We start from the raw sequence: 25,877 nt of genomic DNA, 5'->3' as shown, positions 1-25,877 counted from the left end.
GGCTCGGCGCAGCCGATATCGGAGCTCCTTTTCATGTGGCCGACGATGCCCGATGGCGCAGGCCACCTACGGCTATCAGGAACGCCACAGCGCCAGTCGCCGCCCGCGTCTGTTGATGCCGGCCACGGCTCTGTACCAGCACGTCCACGATCGGCTGGTCTTCTCGCGCTGGTCGCCGCAGCAGATTGCCGCCAGACTGCGGCAGTTGCCCGACTCCGAACGCCCCAGTCTGATTTCCCACGAGACGATCTGCGCGGCGGTCTAAGTGCAGCCGCGTGGCGCGCTCAAGCAGGACATGATTGCCACGCTGCGCCAGAGGAAGCCGGCGCGCGGGCGCAGGCGATCGACATAGCTGCGGCTCGCAGCTTCGTACCGGAAGCGCTGTGGATCCATAACCGTCCAGCGGACATCGAGCATCGCCTCACTGGCTACAAGATCCGTACGCAGGTCAGGGCTGCCTCAGAGCGTCCGACCGACTCAGCCAAGGCAACGGCCTGAGTCTTGAAGTCGTCCGTGTAACGACGACGTGTGATGTGCTGCATATGTATCTCCAGGTTGCGATCAATGTATCGCTTCCTGGCGTCCGTTCCGACGGGGCAGGATCAATCGGAGAAAAGACCCATGCTCGAACCTCCCGTCACGGACCCGTGCGCTCCGTGCGTGGCGGGCCGCAGCGAGCGATGGAAGCTCATCGACGAGCCCGGACGCACCGGGCCGCGATCAAAACCGGGCAATTGGAGGTGGGCCAGTGCTGCGTCATCACGCGCCGGTCATGGCCACTCGTCCGCTCTAGCCATGGGTTCGAGTCGAAACACAGCCGCGGTCACTGAACTGGCCGGACCGCGGGCGCTCGATCGACCGCAACGACAGCGCCGTCGCAAGGCGGCCTCGACCGGCGCGCCCTGCTGCCGCCCGCTCATGAAGGCTCTGGCTTCCCTTTTCCGATACCTCCCGTGTGGCCGCCCCGGGGCGGCCGTTTCCGCACAGGAGAACCGCATGTCCACGCCGTCCCGCCGTTGCCGCACCGCGCCGCTCGCCGTGGCGGTCGTCCTTGCCACTGCGGTGGCCCCGTCAGCCGACGGCGCGCCGTCGCAGGTGCCGCCCACTCAGGTCTGGATCGACGTCGCCACCCACGACATGGCGGGAATGCCGGACATGGGGGCGATGGGCGGAACGGGCCGCCTTGCCATGAAGATGATGGGCGGCGACAAGGCACGGCCCAGCTTCCCCACCACCGAGCGCCCCGGCGCCAGCGGCCGTTACCTGGACGTGGCCGTGTACAACCGGCTCCAGCCGGGCGTGCAGGTGCAGGATGCCGCGCCGTCGGGCCTGGGGCTGGGCGACCTCGTCCTGTTGCCGCCTCCGCCCAACGGCCCGCGCCATGCCGGCGAAACGCCGCAAGACCCGCCCGACGTAGAAATCACCGTGCGCGAATACTGGGGCTGCGGCGCGCAGGTCGGCCCCGGTCAGCCCAAGGTCAGCACCTACACGGTCAAGGGCGGCGCAGCTTCGATGCAGGGCGGCATGACCCCGGGCCTGTTCGCGCCGGAGCGCGACGTGCAGACCACGCCCGCCTTTGCACTGTGGCCGAACACGACCCATGGCGAGCGCGTGCCGGAAGCGGCATCACTGGTCGGCATGCACCGCTTTGCCGGCGAGGGCATTCCCGCGTCGCTGACGTTCGAGCTGGACCGGCGCGCCGACTTCATGCCGAAGATCGAACTGACCAATAGCGGCGGAGACGACAGGCCCATCGAACTGAGCTGGCAGCCGGTGGAACGCGCCGAGGCCTATTTCCTGGCGGCCACCCAGATGGACGCGGCGGTCAGTCCGGGCATGAACCAGATCAGCGCGGTCGTGTGGAGCAGTTCCGACGTCCCCGGCGCGGGCGAAACCCTGGTCGACTACCTCGATGCCGCGCACATCGATCGCTGGACCAAGCAGAAGGTTCTGCTGCCGGCCAATGCCACCGATTGCAGCGTGCCGCAAGGCATCTTCACCCGCGGGAACGGTGCGCCCAACATGACCATGCTCAACATGGCCGCCTACGGACCGGAAACCCATCGCGTGTACCCGGCCCGGCCCACCGATCCGAAGCAGCTGGCGACGTGGAAGCCGGAATGGAGCGTGCGCGTGCGCACCAAGTCCACGGCCAGCGTGGTGCTGGGCGTGGACGCCAACACGTCACCGGAGCGGCAGAACGAAGGGATCGGCAAGAAGGTGTTCAAGAACCTGTTCAAGCGCGGGCAGTAAGCCGCCTTCATTTCATGATCGAGCGCCAGGCACGGCTGCGCCGGAACGTCGAATCCGAGGGCAGCGGACGCCACGCGTGTTCGACGTTGGCAGCCGTGTGCCAGGCAGGATCGCCGTCGCCACGGGCGGGCGACCTGACGTGTTGACGTGCCGGGCGGGCCGTTACACGCCCAGCCGTCTGGCCAGTTTCTCGGCGGCGGCGCGGTTGATTTCCTGCGGCAGTACCGATTCGCGCAGCACGGGCAGGGCCTGCCGCAGCATTGCGCGCGCTGCGTCGTCTTCGTGCTTGGCAGCGAGGATGTCGGCCATCTCGGCCTGGGCAGCGGCGAGGTCCGCAGGCGCGGACTGCGTCACTTGAAATCGGGCCAGCGCAGCACGTTGCTCGCGCTCGGCCAGCGCCAGGTTGCCCTGCATCCGTGCGAAATGCGCGCGGACACGATGGACCTGCGTGAACACCGTGTGCTCCGGCGGAGCCAGCTTCTCCCAGCGCCGCGCCGCTTCTTCGAGTATCGGCGGGCCGTCGATTGCATCGCCCATGTTCTTTTCCAGGACGGCCATCTGCCATGTCGCGTAGGCATATTGCATGGAGTCTTCGCCGTCCTGTTTGCGTGCGGCTTCACGTGCCCGGGTCATCCGCTGCAGCGCCTCGTCGAAGTGGCCGGCGAAACCCGACGCACGGGCGAGCATCACTTCGATCTTCCTGCGTGTCGGGTCGTCGGCGTCGGCTCCCGCCTTGTCCAGCATGGCCAGCGCCTGCTCCTTGCGTTGCACGGCTTGCGGATAGTCGCCGGCATTCTCCAGCGCGTCGCCGAGGTTCGATAGCTGGATGGCGGCTTCGGCAGGCCCCATGCCGGCCTCTTCGCCCAATCGCTGGGCTTGATGCGCTGCGTCGGCGGCTTCGCGGTAGCGACCCAGAGCATTGAGTATCAAGGTCATGTCGTTGTGGAGGATGGCCGTGATCGAGCCCCTTTCGCCTACGCTGGCGCGTTGCAGGGCAATGCCCTGCTGCATGAAGGAGAGGGCGTCGTTCGGCTTGCCCAGCCGGTACAGCGACGTCGCCTTGCTGCGCAACAGCCCGACGCGCAGCGGCGTGTCCGCCTTCTGCCCCGACCGGTCGACGAAGGCCAGGCCCTTGTCGGCCAGTGCCAGGGCTCGATCGTGCTGGCCCTGCATGTCCAGCATCAGCCATAGCGCGTTGTAGATGCCGACGGTTTCCGCGATCGGTGGCGTCTGCAGTGAGTCGGAAATGTCCAGTGCTTGGTTCCAGTCGCGCTCTGCGCGCTTGTAGTCGCGCATGCAGCCATGGGCCGAGCCCAGGGACTTCAGCGAGCGCATGCGCTGCGTCTCGTCGCCGGGCGAAAAGCGTTGCCGCATCGCCTGCACGCGTTCGGCAAGCGCAAGGCTTTCCTTGCAGCGCTCCATCTCGGCGAGGATGCCGGCGTGACTGTCGATGTCGGCGGCGAGCGCCAGCGCCTCGCTCCGGTTCTTGGGTTCCGTGTGCTTCAAGCCGGCGTCGAACAAGGCGTCTGCGATCTTCAGTTCCCCGAGAGACTGGTACAGATGCCCGAGCATGCGTTGCACCGGCTGCTTCACTGCCACGTCGACGTTGCGCTTGTCCAGTTCCGCTCGGGCGGCGTCGAGCAACTGGCGAATGCTCACTTCCTTGCTCATCGCGCGCTCGGGTGAGGTGGCGGCAAGGGTATCGGACAGGAACTGCAACGACTCGCGCGCACGCGCACTTTCCCGCCGCGCCTCGCTCGCCTGCCATAAGGCCACGCCGCTGCCGGCCAGCACCGCCAGCAGCGCCACCGATCCGGCGGTGGCCAGGCCCCGGTTGCGGCGCAGCCACAGGCGCAAGCTCGTCGCACGCGACGGCGGCGCGATCCGCAGCGGACGGTGCTCCAGCCAGAGGCGCAGATCGTCGGCCAGCGCGTCGGCGCTGGCGTAGCGGTGCTCCGGTTCGCGGCGCAGGCAGGCCTGCACGACCTTGGACAGCGCGCCACGCAGCTCTCTGGCCAGTGCCGCCGGGCTCAGGCCGCCGCGCAGCGCCGCGGTATCCGCATCGGCCTGCGCCGCGGCACGGGTCAGCGGTTCCGGTTCGCGTTCGAGCAATTGCAGCTGCTTGGGCAGCGGCGTGTCGCGGCCCAGGCCGAACGGATGCGCGCCGGACAGCAGCCGATGCAGCACGATGCCCAGCTGCCAGATATCCGTGGCGGTGGTGATCGGCGCGGCATGCAGCTGTTCCGGACTGGCGTATTCGAACGTCAGCGCACCATCGCCGGTGGCGGTGGCATCGGTGCCTTCCAGTTGCTTGGCGATGCCGAAGTCCAGCAGCTTCACCTGGCCGTTGGCATCGACCAGCAGGTTGGACGGCTTCAGGTCGCGATGCACGACCAGGTTGCGGTGCGCGTAGCTCACCGCTTCCAGCACCTGGCCGAACAGTCCGATGCGTTCGCGCAGTCCCAGCCTGCGCGTGTCGCACCACTGGTCGATCGGCTGGCCATCCACGTACTCCATGACGAAATACGGATCGCCGTCGATCGAAAAGCCGCCGTCCAGCAGGGTGGCGATATGCCGGTGCTGCAGTTGCGCCAAAGTTTGCCGTTCACGCAGGAAACGCTCGCGCGCGGCCGGCGAATCGGCAGCGCTGCGGATCAGCTTCAACGCGGCCTTCTGCGTGTATGCGCCGTCGCTGCGCTGTACTTCGTACACCGCGCCCATGCCGCCGCGACCCAGCTCGCCGACGATGCGCCAGGGGCCGACGGTCCTGCCGGGCCGTGCGCCGGGTTCCGGTGCCACGGTGGCGCTCAATGCCTCGCTCCAGCGCGCCCCGTTGCCGGAGAACGGTTCGTCCGTTCCGCCGTCGGCGGCCAGCATGGCGTCCACCAGCGCGCGCAGATCGGCGTCGGCGGCGCAGAGTGCGTCCAGTTCCGTTTCGCGCTGCGCCGGCGGCAGGTCCGCGACCTGCTCGAAGATGCGCATGGCCTTCGGGCCGCGATCGGTGCTCATGCGGCATCCCCTGAAGTCGAACCTCAGTTGCCCAGCTTGGCCGCCAGCCAGGCGCGGGTGCGGCGCCAGTCGCGCTGCACGGTGCTCAGGCTGGTGTCCAGCATGGCGGCGATCTCCGCTTCCTCATAGCCGCCGAAATAGCGCAACTCGACGATCTGCGCGGCGCGCGGATCGAAGCCCTGCAATTCCTCGAGCAGGTCGTGCAGGGCCAGCACCTCCATCTCGGCCTGCGGCTGGGCAATGTTGCTGGCGGCAAGCGTCAGCGGCTCGATGGCGCCGTCGCGCTTGCTGGCCTGCAGATGCCGGGCGTGATCGACCAGCACTTGACGCATGGCCCGAGTGGACAGGGCCATCAGGTGGTTGCGGTCGGCGGGCGCCAGCACGGCGTTGCCGGCCAGCTTCAGCCAGGCTTCGTGCACCAGTGCGGTCGTTTCCAGCGCCTGGCGCTGCCCGCGCAGTTGTCTGCGCGCGGCAAGCTTGAGCTGTTCGTACATGGCGGCATAGGCCTTGTCGCGTGCTTGCACGTCGCCGGCGCGGCTGCGCGCCAGCAAGTCGGTTACCGGCGCGTACCCCACTTCCGCTGCCATGCCTGTTCTCTGTCGCTGGCCCCGACCAGCGTTAGCGGTCAAGTCTGGCACAGCCGGGCGTCGAATGAAGGGCGCCGACGCCCTTTTTGTGGACTGTCCCCGGGACAGTCCAAGGTGGCAGTGGGGTGCTACCTCAATGCGGGGCAGACAGCATCGTGGATCTCTCGCGACTCAGACGCGACCAGACCAAGTCGAACAGAGCCACCCTGTCTGCCAAAGGGGTGGAACACGCATCGGAGAGGAAGCGGCGAAGCGCTTGTTCGCGCTGGAGCCCCGGGGGCCGCGTTCTGATGGCGTACACCCGAAGGCACTGGTCCCAGACCTGGTCTAGGCCACCGCCCGGCAGTGGCCCTCTGAAGCGCTCCACGTCTCGCCAGTAGGCCAGTTCATTCGCCATGTGATCGAACAATTCCGCGAAGGGCGCGGGAGGCCCCCCATCGATCTGACCCGCCATACACCCTGCTTGTCGCGCGCGACGATGATTGTCCATTTGACCAGCATGCCCCGAAACCCTTGCGTGAACCTTGCGCCCGGCCCAAGCGTGCTGACCCACCTTTCCGCCTGCGTATCATGGGATTGACCACTCCTTGGCGCCAAGCGTCGATGCCCATGCCCTTCTCTGACCCGGCCTTCTGATCCATGCAAACCTATTCTTTGGGCCGCCATATCTCCTGGCGCGTCGGCTTGGCGGTGGCGGCGCTGATTCTCGTTCTGATAACGGCCCTCTGCGCACTCATCTGGGAGCCCGATGACCATCTGGTCTATCGCGGAACGGCCGTCGACGCCGCCAGGGCGGTCGACCGGACGGGCAACCGGCTTACGCTGGATACCGCAAGGCTGCCGGAACGGGTACGCGACCCGGATGGCGAAGCCTGGCTCTATGCGGTCGACGAACGAGGACAGGTATTGCGCTATGGCGATGTACCACAGGAGTACGTCGAATTCTTGAAGCTTTCGCCGGCGTTGCGTGATTCGGACATCCGCAGCATCGACCCGCGCTATGCCGCGTGCCTGGTGGTCGAGCGCCGAGACTGGGGTCGCCTGCACGTGCTGGTCGGCGGGCTGACGACGCGAGGCTTCTTCGCGGAGATCGGTCCCTTCCTCACGCTCATTTTGCTTGTCCTGGCCATCCCGGTCGCCGGCGGACTGATGCTGGTCGTGCCCTGGATCGTTCGAGGCTCTCTGGGCGGTATCCGCCAACTCGCGGAGGATGCCGCTCGCATCGATATGACGCGCAAGGGCCCATTGCTGAAAGCCAAGCGGGTACCCTTGGAGATCAAGTCCCTGGTGGACGCCTTCAACCAGTCCGTAAGCAAGCTATGGGACACCATTGCGGCACGCGACAGGTTCCTGCGCGACGCGGCCCACGAGTTGAGAGTGCCCATCGCCATCGTGCGTACACGGGCGAGTGCGTTGCCGCGCGGTCCCGCCCGCACACATCTGCTCGGCGATGTCGTTCGCCTGGAGAACATCGCCGAGCAACTGCTGGATCTGCAACGCATCGATCATGGTGCCATGCACTGGGCACCGGTCGATCTGGTGGCGCTGTGCCGCGAAGCGGGCGAAGACTTCGCCCCGTTGCTGCTCGACGCGGGGTACGAATTCTCGTTCGATGCGCCCGAACATGTCGTCGAGGTGCAAGCCGATCGCGGCGCGCTCCAGCGGGTGGTCATCAACCTGTTGCAGAATGCAATGAACCATGGCGGCGGCCAGGGAGAGATCCAACTGATCGTCAACGACCACACGGAGATTCTGGTCTGCGATGCGGGCCCGGGCGTGCCGGCGGATCAGCGTGAACAGATCTTCTCGCCGTTCGTGCGGTTCAGTTCAACCGTGCAAGGCAGCGGCCTGGGGCTTCACCTGGCCGCGGAGATCGTCCATCGGCACCAAGGCAGCATTCGCGTCAGCGATTCGGCGTCCGGCGGCGCCTGCTTCACCGTATCGCTGCCAGCGGATGCCGGCACAGAGAAGCCACGCCGATGAGGATACTCCTGGTCGAGGATGATGCCGCCCTCGCGGCGGCGCTCAAGAGTACGCTGCAGCTGCACGGCATGGTGGTGGACGTCGCCCCGAACGTGGCACAGGCCCGGCAGGCGATCCATCAGATCGACTATCGGGCCCTGATCCTGGACTGGCAGTTGCCGGATGGCGACGGCCTTGAGCTGATAGACCTCGCCCGACGGGTACGACCGCTCTCGCCGATCCTGATGCTCACGGCCAGGCACGACAAGGCCGACATGGTCTACGGACTCGATGCTGGCGCCGACGACTACGTGACAAAACCGTTCGACACGGAAGAACTGCTCGCACGAATCCGTGCACTTTGCCGCAGGCCCATGCAGCCCCAGATTCCCTCGATATCGATCGGCGGGTTGACGTACGACTTCGGCCATCGTCAAGCGCTCATAAAGGGCCAGGCGCTGCAACTTCCCAGACGGCAGCTGCTGGTACTCGAGGCCCTGTGCCTGAGGGCGGGTCGCACGGTCAGCCGGCGCGGCCTGCAGGACGCGGTCTATGCGTTCGACGACCTGATCGAGTCGAACACGCTGGAATCGCACATCTCCCGGCTGCGTCGGGCACTGGTGCCCGCCGGCGTCGAAATCCGTTCCATGCGGGGGCTCGGCTACGTGATTCGGGAAACGGACACGAGACAATCGTGATTCGCCAGGGCGGGGCATCTGCCGCCCGCCCCAGCCCGCTTGCTTGTTCAGTGACGTCGAGGGATCACCGGCCGCTGCGGTCGGCGCGGCGCTGGCCTCGGCGCGCTCGCCAGCTCCTTGCGCGAGACAGCCTTGGTATAGCGCGTATCGAAGTCACACCGACGTCGCGCCAGTGGAAACTGGGGGCGGCGTCGCTGCGCGTGTGTGCCCTTCAAGGAGACGGGCAGCTTGGAGCCAGCAGAGGAACGAGTCGCGGGGAGCACCCACTGTCTGACACTCGACCTGCATCGCCCTGTTCAGCAATTTCCACGAGTACGCAAGGTTGGCGCAATCCTTTGTCACTCGACCGGACCCAGAATAGGTACGAGGCCCAAAATGACGCAGAAAATCGCTACCTGCAATTCTCATGTGGCCTGCTTGCTGGCTCAGCCTGTGGGGCGCCGGGACCCCAAGCAGCAAATAGCGCCTGAGGAAGAGCCATGAAGAAGAGAACATTTTTAGCCATCGTAATGCTTTCAACTGTTGCCCTCCCACTAACGGGATGTTCCGGCCTGGGGGATGCGATAGAGAATGCACTGCGCATGAAGCCCGATTACTACAAGAGCGTGGCGACCGGTGGCCCGCTGGAGCAACGATACACGGCGTATGGAGACCATCAGGTCGATTCGCACGAATTCACTGAGTCCGGGCATCGTTACAAGGTTTGGTACCCAGACACGCTGAAGAGCGCAAACACCGTGTTCCCCGCCGTAGTCATGGCCAATGGCTCCGGCATCCGGTACCGCGCCTACGAGGCCACCTTTCAACACTTGGCCTCCTGGGGATTCGTAGTCATCGGCGATGACGTGGACAGTACCGCCACCGGTCAATCCGTCTCCCTGATGGTGGACAAACTGAGGGCGTTGAACACGCAGCCAGGGGTTTTCCGTAACAAGATCAACATGGAGCAGATAGGCGTCTCGGGCCATTCGCAAGGCGCCGTGGGCGCCGTCAATGGCATCACGCGCGGCGGCAACGGCCGGCATTTCTCGTCTGCTTATCTCGCAAGCATGACCTCGCCGACGGTGATCGAGAACATGAAATGGGACTCGTGGCGGTATGACACCGGCGGGATCAAGATTCCCGTCTTCATCGTTGCCGGAACCGGGCGCGCGGACAGTGAGTCCATTTCTCCGCTGTCATCCATGTTGGAGGTTTTCGACAGCCTCAAGGACAACGGAACCACCGCCCTGGCGCGCCGAAAGGATACGGACCATGGCGAAATGCTTGCCAACGCCGATGGGTACATGACGGCATGGTTCCGCTACACGCTACTCAAGGATCCGCAGGCCGCCGGTGTATTCGTGGGGGCTCACCCGGAACTCCGGGCTAACACGCGCAACTGGCAGGACGTGCGCCTGAAGTGATGCTCGGCCCTGCAGAAGCGGTTGGCCATGCTCCGAGGCCGGTGTTCCTGTGCTGCGTCTTGTGCAGTGCGCGCGCCATGGCACATCGCCCCACCCCAGGTGGCCAACGCCGCCCCTGATCGAACCCATGTTCGTTGCACTCAGAGGAAACCGCATGAGCCCTGGCAAGAAGCGCGCCGCAATCATCTGCGTTCTGATCGTCGCCGGCATGACCGCAGGCTGGCTGACTTTCAATCTCGGCCTCGATTTCCTGCTGGGCGGGAGGACGTTCGGATGAAGAAGGCCGCGTGGGGCGCGCTTTATACGCTGGTGTTTCTGCTGTCGTTCGGCATCGGTGTCGCGCTGACGCCCATGTTTGCCGAGGGATTCGGGGGGCTTGGCAAGGTTGACTGGAATGAGGCCATGGGCACGGTCGAGACGGATATCGCCTATGGCAGCGGACCCCTTCACAAGTTCGACCTGTATCTTCCCGCCGATCGTGTCCGCGCCACAAAGCTGGTCGTCTATATCCATGCCGGGGGCTTCACCGGCGGAGACAAGGCCGACGACGAGGATATCGCGAAATACTTCGCGTCCAAGGGCTACGTGGCCGCCACCCTCAACTACTCATTGCGCAGAGATGCCAACGACGTCAACGTGAAAACGATGTCGGACGAGGTCAGGCGAGGTGTGGCGGCCATCGTGGAGGCGGCCAGGAGTCGGGGCTATCTCGTGGACGCCATGGCCATCGGCGGGGGCTCGGCTGGCGGTACGCTCGCGATGATCTACGCGTATCGCGATGCGGAGCGGGCGCCCGTGCCGGTTAAGGCAGTGATTTCGTTGGTAGGACCGGCGTCGTTCGATCCCCGAGGGTGGTTCGGGATCGAGGATGATTTCGCTTCCGACGAATCGGCCGCATCAGGTGCTGCATTCGTGTCGATCATGACCGGCGAGCAGGTGACCGTGGAGATGATGCGCTCGGGTCAGTACCAGGACGTTCTGAAGCCGATCACCCCTACGGGGCTTCTCACGCCAGGCGCGCCGCCCACGCTGGTGGCTTTCGGCGCGTTGGACAAGGTGGCCCCCTTCGCTGCCAGCACCGGGCTGCTGCAGGCACTCGATCGGCAAGACATCCCTCACGATGCGCTCGTGTTTCCCAATTCCGGGCATGCGCTCAATCGGGATCCGAAGATGTCGCATGCACTGGAGGTGAAGATCGATGCGTATCTTGGCCGTTACCTTCCGCTCGATTAAGAAGCCCGCGGTCCTGCCTGCAGATGGGTTCTTTGCCTGGACCGTTAGCAGGCCTGAGGTCGCAGCGGCGACTGGAGCAGGCCAGGCCCAGGACATTTTGCGAAGGACATTGGACGTTTGCCGACGAGAACCCGCCCGTGGGCCTGATCCTCTGCGCCGACAGAGGCCGTTTGGGCGGCGGGTGTCAAGGCAGCAGAATTCCTGTCCGGTTTCGGCGGCCTCGAAACCAACCGGGCCAACCAATTGCTTGTCGGTCCGTCGCTACAGTCCACGCTTGATCCGGACATCTACGCGATAGGCGACTGTGCAAGCCTGCAGCTGCCTGGCATGGAGCGTGCCTTGCCGCCCACGGCACAGATTGCCCATCAGCAGGCCCAGCATCTGGTCCGCCATCTGTCGGAGGGAGACTGTGTTCACTGATGCCTCACAGATTCGGGAAACGGACACTGCCAAACCTTGATTCTCGGGACGGCGGCAAGTGCCGACCGCCCCGGCCCGCTTACTTGTTCAGTGATGTCGAGGGATCACCGGCCGCTGCGGCCGCCGCAGCGATGGATGCCAGCGCGCTCGCCAGCTCTTCGCGCGAGACGGTCCCGTCCTTGTTGGTATCGACCTTGTCGAAGTTCTCGAAGAGGGCCATATTGACCGCTGCTTCCTCGCGGCTCAGGCGACCATCGCCGTCTTCGTCCGCCGCATCGAAGGCCATGTCGAGGTCGCTGCGCTGCTTGGCGATGCGGGCCATCATGAACGTGTCGAATTCCTGGCGGGTGATCTGTCCGTCCTTGTCCACGTCGACGGCGGCGAACGCCGAGTCGATGTACTGACGTTCTTGCGGGGTTTGCGCCCACGCCGAGCCCACGGCCGTCAGACCCAGTGCAGCCACGATCAAAAGATGCTTCACGTATTCGTTCTCCGGTTAATTAGCGGTGACGCCATTTTTTTTCGCGTTCGCGGCGCTCGCGCTCGCGCCGTTCCCACTCCAGGCGCTCGCGATGGCGGCGATCCCAGCTGTGGCGGTCCCGGTCGCGGCGATCATGATCGGTGGTGACATTGCCGATCACCCCGCCGGCCAACGCGCCGCCCGCAGTCGCCCACGGATCGCCGTTCGACGCGAGCGAGCCTGCCAAGCCGCCGATCACGGCGCCTACCAAGGCTCTCTTTTCCTCTTTGGACAACGCGTGCGCGGACGGGGTAACCGACGCACAGGTCATCAGCGCCAGGACAAGCGCGGTTCCCTTCAATGAGGGCTGGAACAGCTTGAGCATGTTTCATTCTCCGGATCTGGACGTGTTGACAGGTGCCGCCGAAGCGGAGGCCGCACCGAGCGACCGATCGTTCGGTGAGGTGAGTCTAGGGATACCGGCTTGCCGCAACCTTGCGTACGGCGCTGGCCTCGCTGGCCGTGCGGCCTCGGTTAATGATCCGGATCAGCGCCCTCGCCACGCTGACTGCGTTGCGCATTTGCCGGCATGCGAACCGTGGCCTATTGATGCTCCCGGAACTCGCTGCCGCGCACTTCGATCCGGTCGGGGGGGCGCCCCGCCACGCCGGTTCAATCTCCCGCGCGGTCTTGTCCGGCGGCGGCGGTAGAAGGAGATCGAGCACGGCCCGAACGGGGCTTCGAAGCGCCGCGTGGTGAAGGCAAAGATGGGCGCGCCGTAGCCGAGCAGGTCACCTGAGATGGCCAATGTCCGCGCTCAACGTGACCGGCCCCGCGCCTTCCTTGTCGCGGTCCTTGCCAAATTGGATCAGGCGCTCGCGGGAGAGATCCTTGATCTTGACGTTGCCGAGCCTGGTCTTGAGCGCATCGAGCGTGAACCGTTTGGAGCGGCGCAGGACCTTGCCGACCTCACGCATGTCTTCGACATGCAGATCGATGATGTGTGCGAAGGTGGTCGGGTCCACTTTGGCCCGCTTCAGCGGCGCCTCCACAAGATCAATCCGGCGCTCGGTGGCCGTCGCCCACTTCCGGGCGCCTTCATGGCGCAAGAAGGTCTCGCTCGCATAGGATTGCGTGCGCCTGACCTGGACGCGCCATCGACCCGATGGAAGCTGGAGCATCGTCGCCATTTCGTGTGCGCTACGTGTGCACTGGACCATCGCAGAGGGGCGAAATCGGGCGAGCTCCAATACACACGCGCGTGCTTCCGGGGTCGTCCATGTTGCAGATTTTTTGAGATAAGTAATTGACTTACAACGATAAAATTTTGTCTGTGGCGCCGATGATGGACTGGACCGATCGGCACTGCCGGTACTTCCATCGGCTGCTGTCGCCGCATGCGCGCCTCTATACCGAGATGGTCACCGCGCCGGCCGTGCTGCACGGCGATCGCGCGCGGCTGCTCGGCTTCGACGCGAGCGAGCATCCGGTGGCGCTGCAGCTCGGCGGTTCGGTGCCGGCCGAGCTCGCCGAGGCGGCACGGATCGGCGAGGACTGCGGCTACGACGAGATCAATCTCAACGTCGGCTGCCCGTCCGATCGCGTGCAGTCGGGCCGTTTCGGCGCATGTCTGATGCGCGAGCCGGCGCTGGTCGCCGAGTGCTATGCCGCGATGCAGGCGGCGGTGCGCGTGCCGGTCACGATCAAGTGCCGGATCGGCGTGGACGAGCAGGATGCCGAGGAGGATCTGCGCCGCTTCGTGCGCATCGTGCAGGCGGCCGGTTGCACGGTCTTCATCGTGCATGCGCGCAAGGCCTGGCTGCAGGGCCTGTCACCGAAGGAAAACCGCGACATCCCGCCGCTCGACTACGATCGCGTGTACCGCCTCAAGCGCGAGTGTCCGCAGCTGCAGATCCACATCAACGGCGGCATCTCGGCCGTGGCCGATGTCACCGCGCATCTGGCCGAAGTCGACGGCGTGATGCTCGGCCGTACCGCCTATCACGAGCCGTATCGCCTCGCCGAGATCGAGGCCGCGCTGTGGGGCACGCCGCTGCCGGAACGCGATGCCGTCGTCGCGGCGATGCAGCCGTACGTGATGCGGTATCTCGCCGCCGGCGGGCGACTGCAGCACGTCAGCCGCCACCTGCTCGGTCTGTACCAGGGACTGCCGGGCGGACGCGCCTGGCGCCGCAGCCTCAGCGAGAACGCGCACCGTGCCGATGCCGGCTTCGAGGTGATCGAGGCGGCGCTGGCGGCGCGTCGCCGCGGCGAGCTGGCGCACGCGGCCTGAGCGGCGATCGGACGCGATCGTCCCGGCTCGATCGCCGGCGGCCGGCTCAAGACGCCACGCTCCGGTTCGGTCCGATCCGATATACCGTCGCCGGCGGCAGGTTGCCCCAGACGCGTCCGATCGCCCGCGCCGACAGGCCGTGGCGACGCAGGATCGTCTTCGGCACCGGGCAGCGCAGGCCATAGGTGAACTGGTAAAGACTGGCCTGTGCCGTCATGCACCCGAACGTGGCGGCGACGATCGACTCGACCGCGGCCGTTTGCATCGCGCGCAGCGGCAGTCCGCTGACGGCCGCACCGGCGCGGACGCCGGCGAGCGCCGGGTGTCCGGCCAGCCGGGCGGCGTCGATCTGCAGCACGCGCATCTGCGGATGGCACCGGCGCAGCCGGCCAGCGAATCGTTCGCAGGACTCGACCAGGATCAGCTGGCTCGGCGCGAGGCCGCGGGCGAGCAGCGCTTCGGTGAATACGCCGGTACCGGGACCGAGTTCGAGTACCGGTGTCTGTGCAGGATCGATCTCGCTGCAGATCAGACGTGCCAGCGCGCGCGAGGACGGCGCCAGCGCGCCGACGCGGCGCGGCTCGCGCAGCCAGCTGCGGAGAAAGGCCAGGCCGGCGGACGATGCGGAGCTCCGGCGCGACTCGTATGGGGCGGAAGACTCGGGAAGAGGATCGGACATCGCGTTCGCGCTCAGGGGTAGGGGCGACCAGGGTCGGCGATCGGCGTGAATTTCCGTTCAAACGGGGCAGCCGGTGCCATGCGGCACGGGAGAGCGCGTCAGCTGCGTCTGATCGGCCTGTGCGTCCGGACGGATGCGCCTGGCGCCGCAGCCTCGGCGAGAACGCGCACCGCACCGATGCCGCTTCGATGTCGTCAACCAGGCACCGGCCGCGCTCGCGGCGAGCCGATGCGCGCGGCCTGAAGCCGGCGGTCGCCTCGGTCCGGCGCGCCCGCGATGCTCGAATGCGCACTCGCGTGCCGGAAAACTGCAAGTTTCGAGCGGGACGTCCAGTTTCGTGATTCGCTTTCTCCCCCCGTGCAGTAGGCCCTGTACGGAGGCGTTATCGATACTGCGTGTGCCGGTGTTCCGGTACCACCCACTGCCGGTCGGTGACGGTTCTCCAACAGGACCGTGCTCGCCCGATTCGGCAATCGCGCTTCGATCGGTTCGCTTCCATTCGACGGGGAGATTCCATGAAGACCAGTGTGCTCGCGGCTTCGGTCGCCTTGATTTCGCTGTGTGGTTCCGCTGCGGCGCGGGAGAAGCCGCTCCCGGCGGGTTACGTTCGCGTGCCTTCGTCGGGGACGCCGGCCGGCGGTACCTGCGCCGCGCCCGAAGGCACGATCGGTTACGAGGGCAGCGCCGGCCAGAGCGTGACCGGAGACACGACGGGCGGCACCAACAATGTCGAGAACGTGCCGGACTCCGAGAGCGCGGTCCCGTGCAACGAATATGAGAATCCGGACAATGCGGAGGGGCCGGACGACGTCTGGGTCGTGACCCCCGGCACCGGCAATGCGTTGACGTTCGCGATTTCCAACGCTTCTTTCGATCCGCACCTGTACATCCTCGGTACCTGCGGCGTTGCGTCCAGTTGCGTGGCCGGCAGCGACGACGAGCCGGACGTCGACGCACCGTCGGTCACCCCGACTCTGACCGCCGGTACCACGTACTACGTCTACGTCGATTCGTTCTGGCCGATCGGCGACGCCGATTGCTGCGGCAGCTACACGCTCAACGTCAGCGGCACGTTCCCGGTGTCGCTGCAGGAGTTCCGGATCGACTGAGCCTCGGCTCGGTGTCGAAGCGCTCGTCGGCCTCGCCGCTCCGGATGCGTACGCTCGGCCGTGTCGTCTGGCTACTGGCGGCGGCTGACGGGATGCTGCCGGCCGCCGCTCGCGCCCAGCAGGAAGCGAGTCCCGCGCGCCCTGCCAAGGCTGCGTCGGCGGTCGCCACGCAGCTGACCGCGCGCTGCGCCGGGACATGCGCGCCGCTGGAGCTCTACCAGGGCGGCATCGCGGAACGGACGTTCCTGGTCGGCAACGGCGGGGACAGCCCGATACGCATCGCCGAGGTCGTGCCGTCGGGCGGCACCGGCTCGGCGCGCTTCGAGCCGTCGGCGCTGGCGCCCGGAATGGAAGCGCGGGTGACGCTGCGCCAGCCGGTCGGGGAGGCGCTGGGCCTGCAGCAGATCTCGTTCGACGTGATCAGTCCCGACACCGGGCCGCAGCGGCTGCGGTTTCCGGTCTTCGTCCAATCCGCATACCGGCCCGAGCGGCCCGAACTCGACTTCGGCTACGTCAGGCGCGGCGACGCCGCACCCAGGCAGCTGACGCTGACCAGCTTCGGCGCCGACACACTCGACGTCGCCGGTATCGCGCACAAGCCGCACTGGCTGTCGGTGATCGTCGTGCCGCGTGCGTCCTCGGACGATCCTCAATCAGTGCAACTGCGTGCAGTCGTGCTGCCGACGGCCGCGCTCGGCGAGCTCGCCGGCCGCGTGGTGATCAGGACCAACGTGCCCGAGCAACCGACGGTGGCGATCGGCGTGCGCGCACAGGTCTACGGCGAGGTATCGGCCATGCCGCCGGTGGTCAGCTTCGGTGCGGTGGCGCGTGGGGCGCCGGCCGTGCAGGAGGTGACCCTGCGCGCGCTGGACGCCCGGCCGCTGACGATCGCGCGCGTGACGCAGCAGGGCGAGGATCTGACGTTCGCGTCGATCTCGTGCGGCGCGGCCTGCGTGCGTCTGCGCATGGCGCTCGATACCGCTCGCGGGCGCTTGCTGCCCAGGCGCGATGCCGTGGTCTGGCTGGAGGGGCGCGAGGATCCGGTGGCCATCCCGTACTCGGGCCTCGTGGTGGGGCCCGATACGCAGGTCCGCTCGCTCGGCGTGATCACCGGCGAGGAGGACATCCAGGTGCGAGGCGATACCGGGGGCCGGCGATGAAGGGCATGTCGAGCCTGCTCGGCCTGGCCGGCATGCTGCTGGGCCTGTGCGGAACGGCGCTGGCCGGTCCTCCGGTCAATACGCTGGTATGGACCGTGCGCGACGTCGAACGCAGCTACGGCTTCATCGTCTATCGGAGCCAGGCCGAGCACGGTCCGTTCCGGCGCCTCAATGCGGCTCTGATTCGCGTCGGTACCGGGACGAACGAGTATCGCTACGTCGATCGCGACGTGCGGCCCGGCGCGGTCTACTACTACCGGATCGACGCGGTGAGCCTGACCGGTATCAACAAGCCGCTGGGCAAGCCGCTGTCGAAGAAGACCGGCAGCGCCGCGGCCGAAACGCCAGACTGACGCGGTGGCGAGGCTGCGACGGCCTCAACCGCGTCCGATCGGCTTGCGCAGCCGGCGCATCAGCGAGGCGAACGTGCCGGTGTTCTCGGCCGCGTGGCGCGGCGGCCGCGGCGTCCACTGCAGATAGCCGATCGCGTCGAACGCATTGATCGTGTCGAAGACCTCGCTCATCGGCGCATCGGCGGCGCGCGCGATCTCGTGGATGCGCTGCGGCTGGACCATGACAGATGCGATCCGGAACTGGCGCGCGTAGCCGCGATCGATCTCGAACCAGCGCTTGAGCAGGTAGGTGCCGCCGGGGTCGAGATGCGGCGCGAGGTGCCCGTCCGACGCCAGCAGCGCGTACAGCCACAGCAGGCGCGCGTATGGCTGGCCGGTCGCGGCGGCCTGCAGCTTGGCCAGTCCGCCGGTCGTCAGCGGGTGCCAGTCGCCGCGGCGCAGCGGCTGCCGGCAGTACGGTTCCAGATCGGTGAGGCCGCCGGCGGCGTGATAGGTGCGATTGCGCGGATCGACGACCAGCTCCGGGGCGTCCGGCAGGGCGATGCTCGACGGCCCGGCCAGCCAGTCGCCGGTCAGGTACTCGCGCAGGCTCTGGCTGCGCGCATCCTCGGCCGCCCGCGCAGGCGGCGCAGCGCGCGGTGCGCTGGTGGTCGTCCGGTCGCGCAGGCGCGAGCTCAGCGGATCGGCGGGCGTCAGCGGCTCACCGAGCATCGCCGGCGGAGGCGGCGGACGGCCCGGTTCGATCGTCGTGTTCTCGTCGAGCCGGCCGGACGGCCGGCGCGGCTGGTGATCGGCGTCCGGATGCGCGCGCAGCAGTTCGTCGAGGCCGCTCGACGTCGACGGCACGCGCCGATCGCCGGGCGCCTCGCCGAGCGGGGCCGGCAATACCGAATCGCCGGGCGATTCGCCCAGATCGCCGAAGTAGAAGTCCTGATGCTGCGGGGTCACGACCGGCGCGGGCTTGAGCTCGCCGGCGACCTGGCGCAGCAGGTCGGAGACGGCCTCGAGCTTGAGCGGCTTGTGCAGGATCGGGTCGTCGCCGGCCGGCGTACCGCCGTCGCCGCCGAGCAGCGCGCAGCGGATGCCCTGCACGCGCGCGCGCGATCGCGCCATCAGGCCGGCGAAGCTCGCCGGGTCGACGACGATCAGGTCCGCTTCGGTCTCGACGCCCCAGCGCCAATGCGCGTTCAGCGAGGCGTCGGCCTTCCGGACCAGCAGACGCAGGTGGGCGGCGTCTTCGTCGCTCAGGCCCACGGCGGCGATTGTCTTCATGCGTTCACCGTTCACGCATCCGGAAGTCCCTGGCGGACCGCCGCTTCCGGCCGAACGAGCGGCGACGGCGGCGGACGGACCGGTCGGAGAATACCGCGTCCGCGCCTTCCGGTTCGTATCGGCGTTCAGCCGGCGCGTTTACGTTTGGGTTTCAGCATGGTCCCGCTGCAGCCGCGCTGGCCGCAGTGGCAGGCCCAGATGCGCTTGAGGCGCTCGGTGATGCGGCCATCGATCGTGATGCCGTAGTCGTAGCTGAGCTCCTCGCCGGCCTTGATCGGCCGCAGCGTGCGGATCATCACGCGGTCCTCGCGGCGGTCGCGGCCCGGCGATTCCTCGACCACGGCCTGGCAGTTGGGCTTGCAGCTGGTGTTGATCCAGCGCGCGACGTTGCCGTCGACGTTGGCGTCGATCACGTAGCGGTCGTTGAGGATGAACAGGAACGTGTGGCCGTCCTCGGCGGTGTCGCCGTAGAGACGGTCGGCCTGCCGATGGGTCAGGCGGCGGCCGCGGTATTCGATCAGATCGATGTCGGCAGGCAGATCGACGGCGGCGAAGACGCCGTTGCCGTGGATCGGAGAGCGGCGGCGGACGATTTTCTTGGACATTGATCCGGATTCGATGGGGGCGAGCGTGTGGATGCGGCCTGCATCATAGCGGCAGGCGGCGGATGCGGCGATGCGCCGATTCGTCGAAAGAGTTTGTGTCAAAAGCGCGCCGTGCGGCCCGTGCGCCGCACGGCCCGCTACAATTCACGCGAATGCCGACCCGTGCAAGGGGTAAGTACAACAGAGCGTATCCGCGCTGCGGTCGGTCGAGGTCTGTCTTTCGAAAGCGGAAGGCTTTCATCTATGGGGAATGGAACGACACATGAGAAAGGCAGTACCGTGGCAATGGGCGGCCGTTGTTTCGCTGTTCGGTGCTGCAGCATTCGCGCAGGCTCAGGCGATCGAGTGGCAGTCGCGCTTCGATCCGATCGTTGCACCGGGAGTCGAGTATCCGGGTCTTTACGGCGCGGCGTTGCCCTCATCGGCGCTAAGGGCCGCGCCGGACGGAGACGTCTTCTTCTATGCACTCGACCGGCTGGGGCGGCCGACGGTATCGCGCCTGCGATCGGACCTGACGGCGGTCTGGCAGCGCTCGCTTCAGACGACCGGGGCCCAGCGCGACGTGCTCGATACCTTCGCTCTGCACGACGGCGGTACGCTCGTCGTGTCCGGTGGGCTGGCCCGCTTCTCCGCTGAAGGTCAGCTCCTGTGGTCCCGCTCGTTGTGGACCCAACATCGAAGCACGGTGCTGGAGTATGCCGACGGTGATCTGGCGATCGCCGACTATCGTCCCGGGAGCGGGAGCAGCGCCAGCGTTTTGCGTGTGGACGGAACGACGGGGGCCGTGATCGCCGGTAGCCGATTCGATACGTCATGCGCGGCCCGACTGCTCGGCGTGGCCGGAGAGACGCTTTACGTCAGCGCCTGCGATGGCAGTGTTCAACGACTCGGCGGCGATCTTTCGACCGTGTGGCGCGTTTACGGCTCAGCCGTATCCGGCGTCGCCGACGCATCGGGTGTGTATGTCAGGCAAAGTCGCAGCGATGGCAACTGGGAGCTGGTCAAGCTCTCATCGTCGAGCGGAGCCGTCCTGTGGCGCAGAAGCGGCTCGTATGAGCCCGTCGGCTTCGACGCCGAGGGCCATTTGCTGGCGCGGCAGCAAGAGGACTCTTCTGCGCGACTGGAGTCGATCGACGTCGCCACTGGAGTGCAGCGCTGGTCGTCGGCATGGGATGCGGTCGATTTGATCGTGACGCCCGCCAGCGATGGCCTTTACGTGGCCGGAACCGAAGCGAGCGGAACGTCCGGTTTCATCGCTCGTATCGATCGGCTCGATGGCACCCAGATCTGGCGTACGCAGTTGCAGGCGGAGGTTCCGGGGCAGCCGTTCCTGCCGCGCGGTCTGCTGCCGACCGCTCAGGGCGTTCTCGTCTCGGGATCGCAATGTGCGGTGGCGGCGTGGTGTCTTACAGGCTTGGCTCGGGTGAATTCCGCCAACGGTACGCAGTCTGCCGTCCCCTATCCGGATGTGCCCCACTCGGTCGGGGTGTCGGCGACGCTGGACGGCAGCAACGCGCTGGTATTGGCGTCGGCTGAAGGCATCGGTGCGCAGCAGCGTGTCCGTGCCGGCCAGTTCGACGAGCACGGTGCGACACCCTGGCAGGTGACTTTTCCAGTCGCCAACGCGCTGCGGGGACTGGATTGGGCAGTCGCGCTGCGTCGAGCCGATGGTGGAGCGTTCGTCACCGCCAATACGGGTGCTTTCGCTCTTCCTTATCTGGCGCGTCATGAATCCAACGGCTCGACCGTGTGGTCCAGGAGCCTTGCACAGCAGGGCTACGGCCGGGGAAAGGTGTCCTTCAGACTCGACGGCGCCGGCGATCTGGTTGCAGGTGTTGGGCGCATTACCGATGTGAGTGGTCATTTCGCCACGTTCATCGAAAAGTTCGCGGCTGCTGACGGGCAGACTCGATGGTCGATTCCGATTCGAGGGAGCCTGGGTGGTGTGCCGCCTGACGTGCATCTCCTCGATGACGATCTGTTTGCACCCGTCTCATCGCAAACGTGGGGGATTGCCCGCTACTCGGGTGCAAGCGCCGTCATGCAGTGGAACAACACGACTCTCATAGGCGCTTCGGACGTTTTCGCCCGCAACGGAAACCTCGGTTATACGGGTCTCAACAAGCGCGTGGTCGCCTTTTCGTTGTCGGACGGTTCGTTGCTGTGGAGCCATGACGTGGCCCTGGCCGGCGATGTAAATGTCTGGCTGACGTCCGCACTGATTGGAGACGACGGCGATCTGTACGCAACCGGTACTCGCTCGGTCGACTCCGAGCAGCCGGCTTTCGTCGTACGGCTCGACGGTCACACGGGATCCGCAGTCTGGACGCAACGCTTCGATGCGCAGGTCGGTATGCCCGCTTTGCAAGCGACCCTGCACTATGCGGGTGAAGGCGAGGTCTGGCTGACGCAGGCGGACGATGATCGGACGTTCCTGACCCGACTGGATGCGTCGACCGGCTTGGTCATCGATGCCAGTCTGGTCGATATGGCGGCTACGCGGGATGAGACCGTCGCGGCGCTGGGCATTCGGTACGGTCGGCGACTGAGCGACGGCACGATCCTGGCTTACGGGTCCGAGCGCCAGCCGGGACAACCCGGTGTGCCCTGGGCCGGCAAGCTGTCGGCACCGAATGCCGGCAGGCATGGCAACTTCTCGACACGGTTCGATGTGCCACACGCAGGGCCTGGATCGGAACGTCTTTCGGTCAGGTTTCGATATGACGGCCAAGCACCGATCGAGAGCGCCGTCGGCTACGTGCAGTTCGGCGAATCGGCGCCTGGCGAGTTGCTGCCGTACCTGACCGGTGCTCGGGACGTCGCCTGCGTCGTTTCGGGCGGTGGCACCTGCCTGGCCGTCGCCACGCCCTATGGCATTCGCGCATCGTTGAGGCTCGAGCCCGGTGCCGAGGCACATCTGACGGCGGACGCGCGGACGATGGGGGAGCAAGTGACAGCCATTGCGGAGGTCTACGCGCCCTACGGATTCTTCGAGACCGATCTGCTCGACAATCGCAGCTCTCAGCCGCTCGGCGACCGCTTGTTCGTCGATGGATTTCAGTTGCTTTGAAGACGCGGTCTCGTGCTACTCGCCCATCAGCACGATGCCGAAGGAGTTGGTCCAATGCGTATGAAAAGAACGCTCGTCATGCGGATGGTGCTGGCCTTCGGTACGGGCACCATTTCAGCTACCGGCTTCGGTGATGCGACAGCGGTCGGTTTGATCTGGGAGACCAACCTTTCCGCGCCGCCGGCGCCGGGGACCGAGCGACTGCCTGCGATCGCCGACACGCCGGTCGAGCGCGCGATCGCCTTGCGTGCCTCCCAGCTCGCGCCCGGACCGTGGGGCGACTACTACTACTTTGCGCTCGACGCCACCGGCAGGACGTCCGTATCGCGGCTGTCGGGGACCGACGATACGATGGTCTGGCACGGCTCGGTCAGCGGCTTCGTCCCCTGGGCAGGGGGCCAGGTGCTGGACGGTCAGGCCTTGCCGGACGGTGGCGTGCAGGCGGTGCTCGGCGGCATCGCGCGGTTCTCGGCCAGCGGCCAGCTGCTGTGGTCGCGGGCGGTCGGTGTCGGCAGCTATGCGCCCGAGCCGGCGCGTGTCCTGTATCGAAGCGGCGGCGACGCGCTGATCGCCAAGCAGGCACGGGAGTATCCGCCCACGTCGCTGCCGACGGTGGCGCGCGTCGATGCGTCGACCGGAGCGGCTGTCTCCGCCCGGGCGATCGCCGGTACGCCGGGTTCGTCGTGCGACATTGCATGGGTGGCCGTCGGCACGGATGACGCGGCGTACCTGACGCAGGCGTGTCGAAGAGCCGGCAGCGACACCCGCGACTACTCATTGGCGAGGCTGGCCGAGGACTTCTCGAGCGTCTGGACCGTGACATTGCCTGCCGGCGTCACGCTCGATGCGCCCTACGAGGCGCGCGGCGTTGCCGACGGCGCAGGCGTCTACGTGGTGGAACGCTCGGCCGGCACGGGTGCGTCGCTGGTCAAGCGCAGCGCTGCGGACGGTGCCGTGCTGTGGCGCCTGGCCGGTGAAGTCGATCGGCTGAGCATCGACACAGCAGGACGCCTGCTGGCGATCGACGCGATGGACGATGCCTATCGCCTCACCGTGGTCGATGCCGCAACTGGCCAGGCGCTGTGGACGCAGATTCAGGCGGGCCGCGATCCGATCGTCGACGGAGCGGTGGATGCGCTCTACGTGGCCGCTACCGAGGTCTCGAAGAACGCAGGATTTCTCGAGCGGCGCGACCCGGCGACCGGCGTTGTGCAATGGCGCACGCCGATCGCCGCTGCGATCGCCGGCCGCACGTTTCGGCCACGCGATGTGCTCGCGAGCGGCTCGTCGGTGCGCATATCCGGCTCGGACTGCCTGCCATGGGTAGCGTGTGCGAGCGCCCTGGTGCGTCTCGACTCGGTCGACGGCCAGATTCGAGCCTATCGATGGCCCGAGGTCGCCCAGTCGCTCCTCGCGCGCCTGGAACCCGGCGCAGACGGCAGCTTGCTGATCTCCTCGCTCGAGCGCGGCGAGGGTGTGCAGCGGGTGCACGTGCGCCAGGTCGACCAGGACGGGGTGGCGATATGGGAGCGTCTGTTTCCGATCGACACGCCGTTGACGTTGCAGGAAGGGCACGCGCAGTGGACCGGTGACGGTGACATCCTGATCAGTGCCAACACCGGACGCATCGATGCGTCCGTTCCGGGCTCCCCGTATCTGGCCAAGTACTCGACGTCGGGCGTGCTGCGCTGGCAACGCCTGCTGACGCAAGGCGAACAGCAGCGAGGAGCGAGCTTCCATGCCGATTCCGATGCGGACGGCAACGTCTACGTGTCCGCGTCGATCGCGCTGGCGCAACCGGGTGGACAGGGTTACCTCTCGGCCCGGTCGTTGATGCGCCTGGATGCGGCGACCGGAGAGCCCATCTGGACCGTGCCTTTCCAGACGCTGGAAGGTCAGGCGGCTCCGCCGGCTTTCGATCGCGTCGAGCAAGGCCTGTTGGTGCTCGAGCCTCCGCAGTCGGTGATCGGCGAGGGTGTCACGATGCTGTCCACCACCGACGGCTCGGTGCGCTGGCGCCATACCGAGCCGACTGCACGAGGTGCGTCGCTACTGGCCGCCAGCGGCGGCGTAGGCTACCTGCAGACCGCCGTCGACATCCGCGCGTTATCGTTGGACAGCGGCGAGCAGCGGTGGACCTATCGATATACGCCTGTCGCCGGCGAGACGCCGCAGTTCACCGTCGCCGATTTCGCCGGTGGCGATCTGTTCGTCGGCGGCTCGCTGGCCGGAGCGCAGAGTTCCGGTGTGGTCTTGCGTCTGTCCGGCAGTGACGGGGTGCCACGCTGGATCAATCGCTTCGCCGAGTCGGCGGGCATGTCGAGCGACCGGGTTCTGTTCGTCCGCCTCGAGGAGCTGTCGCTGGGTCTGGTCCAGGTCTCGAACGGCAAGCAGCTCTGGACGCGTCTCGATCGCGACGACGGCCGTTTCCTCGACAGCAGCGTGCTGACGCTGCGCTCTACGTTCGACGAAGCACTCGCCTTTCGCGGAGGGGCCGTCGGCCCCCGCACGCCGGACGGCGGCATGTTGGTCTACGGCGAGGCCTACTGGCCCGGCCGGCCGCGTACGGCCTGGATCGGTGGTCTGGCGGCGCCCGAGGCCGGCACTCGCGGCAACCTCGCCGTATCGCTGTCGGTGCCGCCTGCGGCGGACGCGTCGGATCGTTTCGCTCTCTCGGCAGAGGTCAGCTATACCGGTGACGATACGGTCGACAAGGCACTGGCCTACGTGCGCTGGACGGCAGCCGAGCCGAACACGCGGATCGGCGATGCGCTGATCGCGTCCGCTCCGGCCTGTCACGTCACCGGAGGCGGTCAGTGCCGGCTGACGCAGACGCCGGCCGGACTCCGTATAGAGTTGGAGTCGCTGTCGCCCGGTTCGACGGCTCGCATCACGGCCGCTCTGACGAGAATCACCGACGCGGACGGCATATCGATCGAGGCCTTCGGTCCTTACGGCCTGTTCGAGACTGACATGCGCGACAACCGCGCGGTCGACACGCAAGTATGGGATGTGCTCCTGTGCGATGGTTTCGAATGACGGCGCGACGCGCCGGCAGTTTCAATCGTCGCGGCGAACCGTATCGTTTCGGAGAGCCTCCGTGCGTTCCGGATGGCCTACGCGCGGAGTGCGAAGCGCGCAGTGTCGGGGCGCGTCGCGCGGCTCGCGAAGCTCGCGCGATCTCGAGGCATCGCCCCGGATCACGCGCGCCGCATGTCCGCGTACGCCGCCTAGGTCGTCGGCGATACACTGGTGGTGGGGGTCGTTCGATCGAACTTTTCATATCGGCGAATGGCATGGCATCAGGA

Annotated in this window: 21 protein-coding genes and 1 pseudogene; 14 read left to right on the top strand and 8 right to left on the bottom strand. The window is 66.8% G+C overall.

Annotated features, from left to right (window positions below):
- Window positions 1-52 precede the first annotated feature (52 nt).
- A complete protein-coding gene (locus tag VMR06_RS02180) occupies window positions 53-265 on the top strand; it encodes a hypothetical protein (RefSeq protein ID WP_325372523.1) in 213 nt (70 codons plus the stop codon).
- A 731-nt stretch (window positions 266-996) separates the two neighbouring features.
- Window positions 997-2,253, top strand: coding sequence for a hypothetical protein (locus VMR06_RS02175; protein ID WP_325372521.1), 1,257 nt, complete (start codon window positions 997-999; stop codon window positions 2,251-2,253).
- A 162-nt stretch (window positions 2,254-2,415) separates the two neighbouring features.
- Here VMR06_RS02175 and VMR06_RS02170 read toward each other — a convergent pair whose 3' ends face one another.
- Both VMR06_RS02170 and VMR06_RS02165 read right to left on the bottom strand, forming a co-directional pair.
- A complete protein-coding gene (locus tag VMR06_RS02170) occupies window positions 2,416-5,262 on the bottom strand; it encodes a serine/threonine-protein kinase (RefSeq protein WP_325372519.1) in 2,847 nt (948 codons plus the stop codon).
- A gap of 23 nt (window positions 5,263-5,285) precedes the next feature.
- Window positions 5,286-5,849, bottom strand: coding sequence for an ECF-type sigma factor (locus tag VMR06_RS02165; protein WP_325372517.1), 564 nt, complete (start codon window positions 5,847-5,849; stop codon window positions 5,286-5,288).
- 639 nt (window positions 5,850-6,488) lie between these two features.
- On the opposite strand from VMR06_RS02165, the gene VMR06_RS02160 reads away from it, so the two are divergent.
- The 6 genes and pseudogenes from VMR06_RS02160 to VMR06_RS02135 all read left to right on the top strand — a co-directional run.
- Complete coding sequence (locus tag VMR06_RS02160; protein WP_325372516.1) at window positions 6,489-7,832, top strand: HAMP domain-containing sensor histidine kinase; 1,344 nt, start codon at window positions 6,489-6,491, stop codon at window positions 7,830-7,832.
- Window positions 7,829-8,509, top strand: coding sequence for a response regulator transcription factor (locus VMR06_RS02155; protein WP_325372515.1), 681 nt, complete (start codon window positions 7,829-7,831; stop codon window positions 8,507-8,509). The genes VMR06_RS02160 and VMR06_RS02155 overlap by 4 nt, the downstream gene beginning before the upstream one ends.
- A gap of 479 nt (window positions 8,510-8,988) precedes the next feature.
- Window positions 8,989-9,915: a hypothetical protein gene (locus VMR06_RS02150; protein ID WP_325372513.1), complete on the top strand. Its 927-nt coding sequence runs from the start codon at window positions 8,989-8,991 to the stop codon at window positions 9,913-9,915.
- 154 nt (window positions 9,916-10,069) lie between these two features.
- Window positions 10,070-10,192, top strand: a complete 123-nt coding sequence (locus VMR06_RS02145) for a hypothetical protein (protein WP_325372511.1) — start codon at window positions 10,070-10,072, stop codon at window positions 10,190-10,192.
- The gene (locus tag VMR06_RS02140; protein WP_325372509.1) at window positions 10,189-11,148 is read left to right on the top strand and encodes an alpha/beta hydrolase; all 960 of its coding nucleotides are present in this window, start codon (window positions 10,189-10,191) and stop codon (window positions 11,146-11,148) included. Before VMR06_RS02145 ends, VMR06_RS02140 begins: the two co-directional genes overlap by 4 nt.
- A gap of 180 nt (window positions 11,149-11,328) precedes the next feature.
- Window positions 11,329-11,568: pseudogene (locus VMR06_RS02135) on the top strand (FAD-dependent oxidoreductase); the annotation flags it as partial.
- A 79-nt stretch (window positions 11,569-11,647) separates the two neighbouring features.
- Here the strand turns inward: VMR06_RS02135 and VMR06_RS02130 are convergent.
- The 3 genes from VMR06_RS02130 to VMR06_RS02120 all read right to left on the bottom strand — a co-directional run bounded on the left by VMR06_RS02130 (window position 11,648) and on the right by VMR06_RS02120 (window position 13,209).
- Window positions 11,648-12,049 (bottom strand): EF-hand domain-containing protein, encoded by a 402-nt coding sequence (locus VMR06_RS02130; protein ID WP_325372507.1) that lies wholly within the window; start codon window positions 12,047-12,049, stop codon window positions 11,648-11,650.
- A gap of 19 nt (window positions 12,050-12,068) precedes the next feature.
- Window positions 12,069-12,413, bottom strand: coding sequence for a glycine zipper 2TM domain-containing protein (locus VMR06_RS02125; RefSeq protein WP_325372505.1), 345 nt, complete (start codon window positions 12,411-12,413; stop codon window positions 12,069-12,071).
- A 406-nt stretch (window positions 12,414-12,819) separates the two neighbouring features.
- Window positions 12,820-13,209: a hypothetical protein gene (locus tag VMR06_RS02120; protein ID WP_325372503.1), complete on the bottom strand. Its 390-nt coding sequence runs from the start codon at window positions 13,207-13,209 to the stop codon at window positions 12,820-12,822.
- A gap of 125 nt (window positions 13,210-13,334) precedes the next feature.
- Between VMR06_RS02120 and dusA the strand changes: the two genes are divergently transcribed.
- A complete protein-coding gene (dusA, locus tag VMR06_RS02115) occupies window positions 13,335-14,321 on the top strand; it encodes a tRNA dihydrouridine(20/20a) synthase DusA (RefSeq protein ID WP_325372501.1) in 987 nt (328 codons plus the stop codon).
- A gap of 46 nt (window positions 14,322-14,367) precedes the next feature.
- Here the strand turns inward: dusA and VMR06_RS02110 are convergent, their stop codons facing one another.
- Complete coding sequence (locus VMR06_RS02110; RefSeq protein ID WP_325372499.1) at window positions 14,368-15,000, bottom strand: phospholipid methyltransferase; 633 nt, start codon at window positions 14,998-15,000, stop codon at window positions 14,368-14,370.
- A 431-nt stretch (window positions 15,001-15,431) separates the two neighbouring features.
- Here VMR06_RS02110 and VMR06_RS02105 point away from each other — a divergent pair, with 431 nt between their 5' ends.
- The 3 genes from VMR06_RS02105 (at window position 15,432) to VMR06_RS02095 (ending at window position 17,622) form a co-directional block, all read left to right on the top strand.
- Window positions 15,432-16,109 (top strand): hypothetical protein, encoded by a 678-nt coding sequence (locus VMR06_RS02105; protein ID WP_325372497.1) that lies wholly within the window; start codon window positions 15,432-15,434, stop codon window positions 16,107-16,109.
- A gap of 92 nt (window positions 16,110-16,201) precedes the next feature.
- Window positions 16,202-17,269: a hypothetical protein gene (locus VMR06_RS02100; RefSeq protein ID WP_325372495.1), complete on the top strand. Its 1,068-nt coding sequence runs from the start codon at window positions 16,202-16,204 to the stop codon at window positions 17,267-17,269.
- Complete coding sequence (locus VMR06_RS02095) at window positions 17,266-17,622, top strand: hypothetical protein (RefSeq protein ID WP_325372493.1); 357 nt, start codon at window positions 17,266-17,268, stop codon at window positions 17,620-17,622. Before VMR06_RS02100 ends, VMR06_RS02095 begins: the two co-directional genes overlap by 4 nt.
- Before the next feature lie 24 nt (window positions 17,623-17,646).
- Here the strand turns inward: VMR06_RS02095 and VMR06_RS02090 are convergent, their stop codons facing one another.
- Both VMR06_RS02090 and VMR06_RS02085 read right to left on the bottom strand, forming a co-directional pair.
- A complete protein-coding gene (locus VMR06_RS02090; RefSeq protein WP_325372491.1) occupies window positions 17,647-18,894 on the bottom strand; it encodes a hypothetical protein in 1,248 nt (415 codons plus the stop codon).
- 125 nt (window positions 18,895-19,019) lie between these two features.
- Window positions 19,020-19,499, bottom strand: coding sequence for an SET domain-containing protein (locus tag VMR06_RS02085; protein WP_325372489.1), 480 nt, complete (start codon window positions 19,497-19,499; stop codon window positions 19,020-19,022).
- Between the two features lie 262 nt (window positions 19,500-19,761).
- Between VMR06_RS02085 and VMR06_RS02080 the strand changes: the two genes are divergently transcribed.
- Both VMR06_RS02080 and VMR06_RS02075 read left to right on the top strand, forming a co-directional pair.
- Window positions 19,762-22,569 carry a hypothetical protein gene (locus tag VMR06_RS02080; RefSeq protein WP_325372487.1) on the top strand — a complete coding sequence of 936 codons (2,808 nt, stop codon included), beginning with the start codon at window positions 19,762-19,764 and terminating at the stop codon, window positions 22,567-22,569.
- 60 nt (window positions 22,570-22,629) lie between these two features.
- Window positions 22,630-25,608 (top strand): PQQ-binding-like beta-propeller repeat protein, encoded by a 2,979-nt coding sequence (locus VMR06_RS02075; RefSeq protein ID WP_325372485.1) that lies wholly within the window; start codon window positions 22,630-22,632, stop codon window positions 25,606-25,608.
- The last annotated feature ends 269 nt before the right edge of the window (window positions 25,609-25,877 follow it).

The sequence above is a fragment of the Dokdonella sp. genome, assembly GCF_035511235.1.
In the GTDB taxonomy this organism is placed as follows: Bacteria; Pseudomonadota; Gammaproteobacteria; order Xanthomonadales; family Rhodanobacteraceae; genus Dokdonella.
The sequence above is the reverse complement of the archived record's forward strand: the minus strand, read 5'-3'. Positions and strand labels throughout refer to the sequence as shown.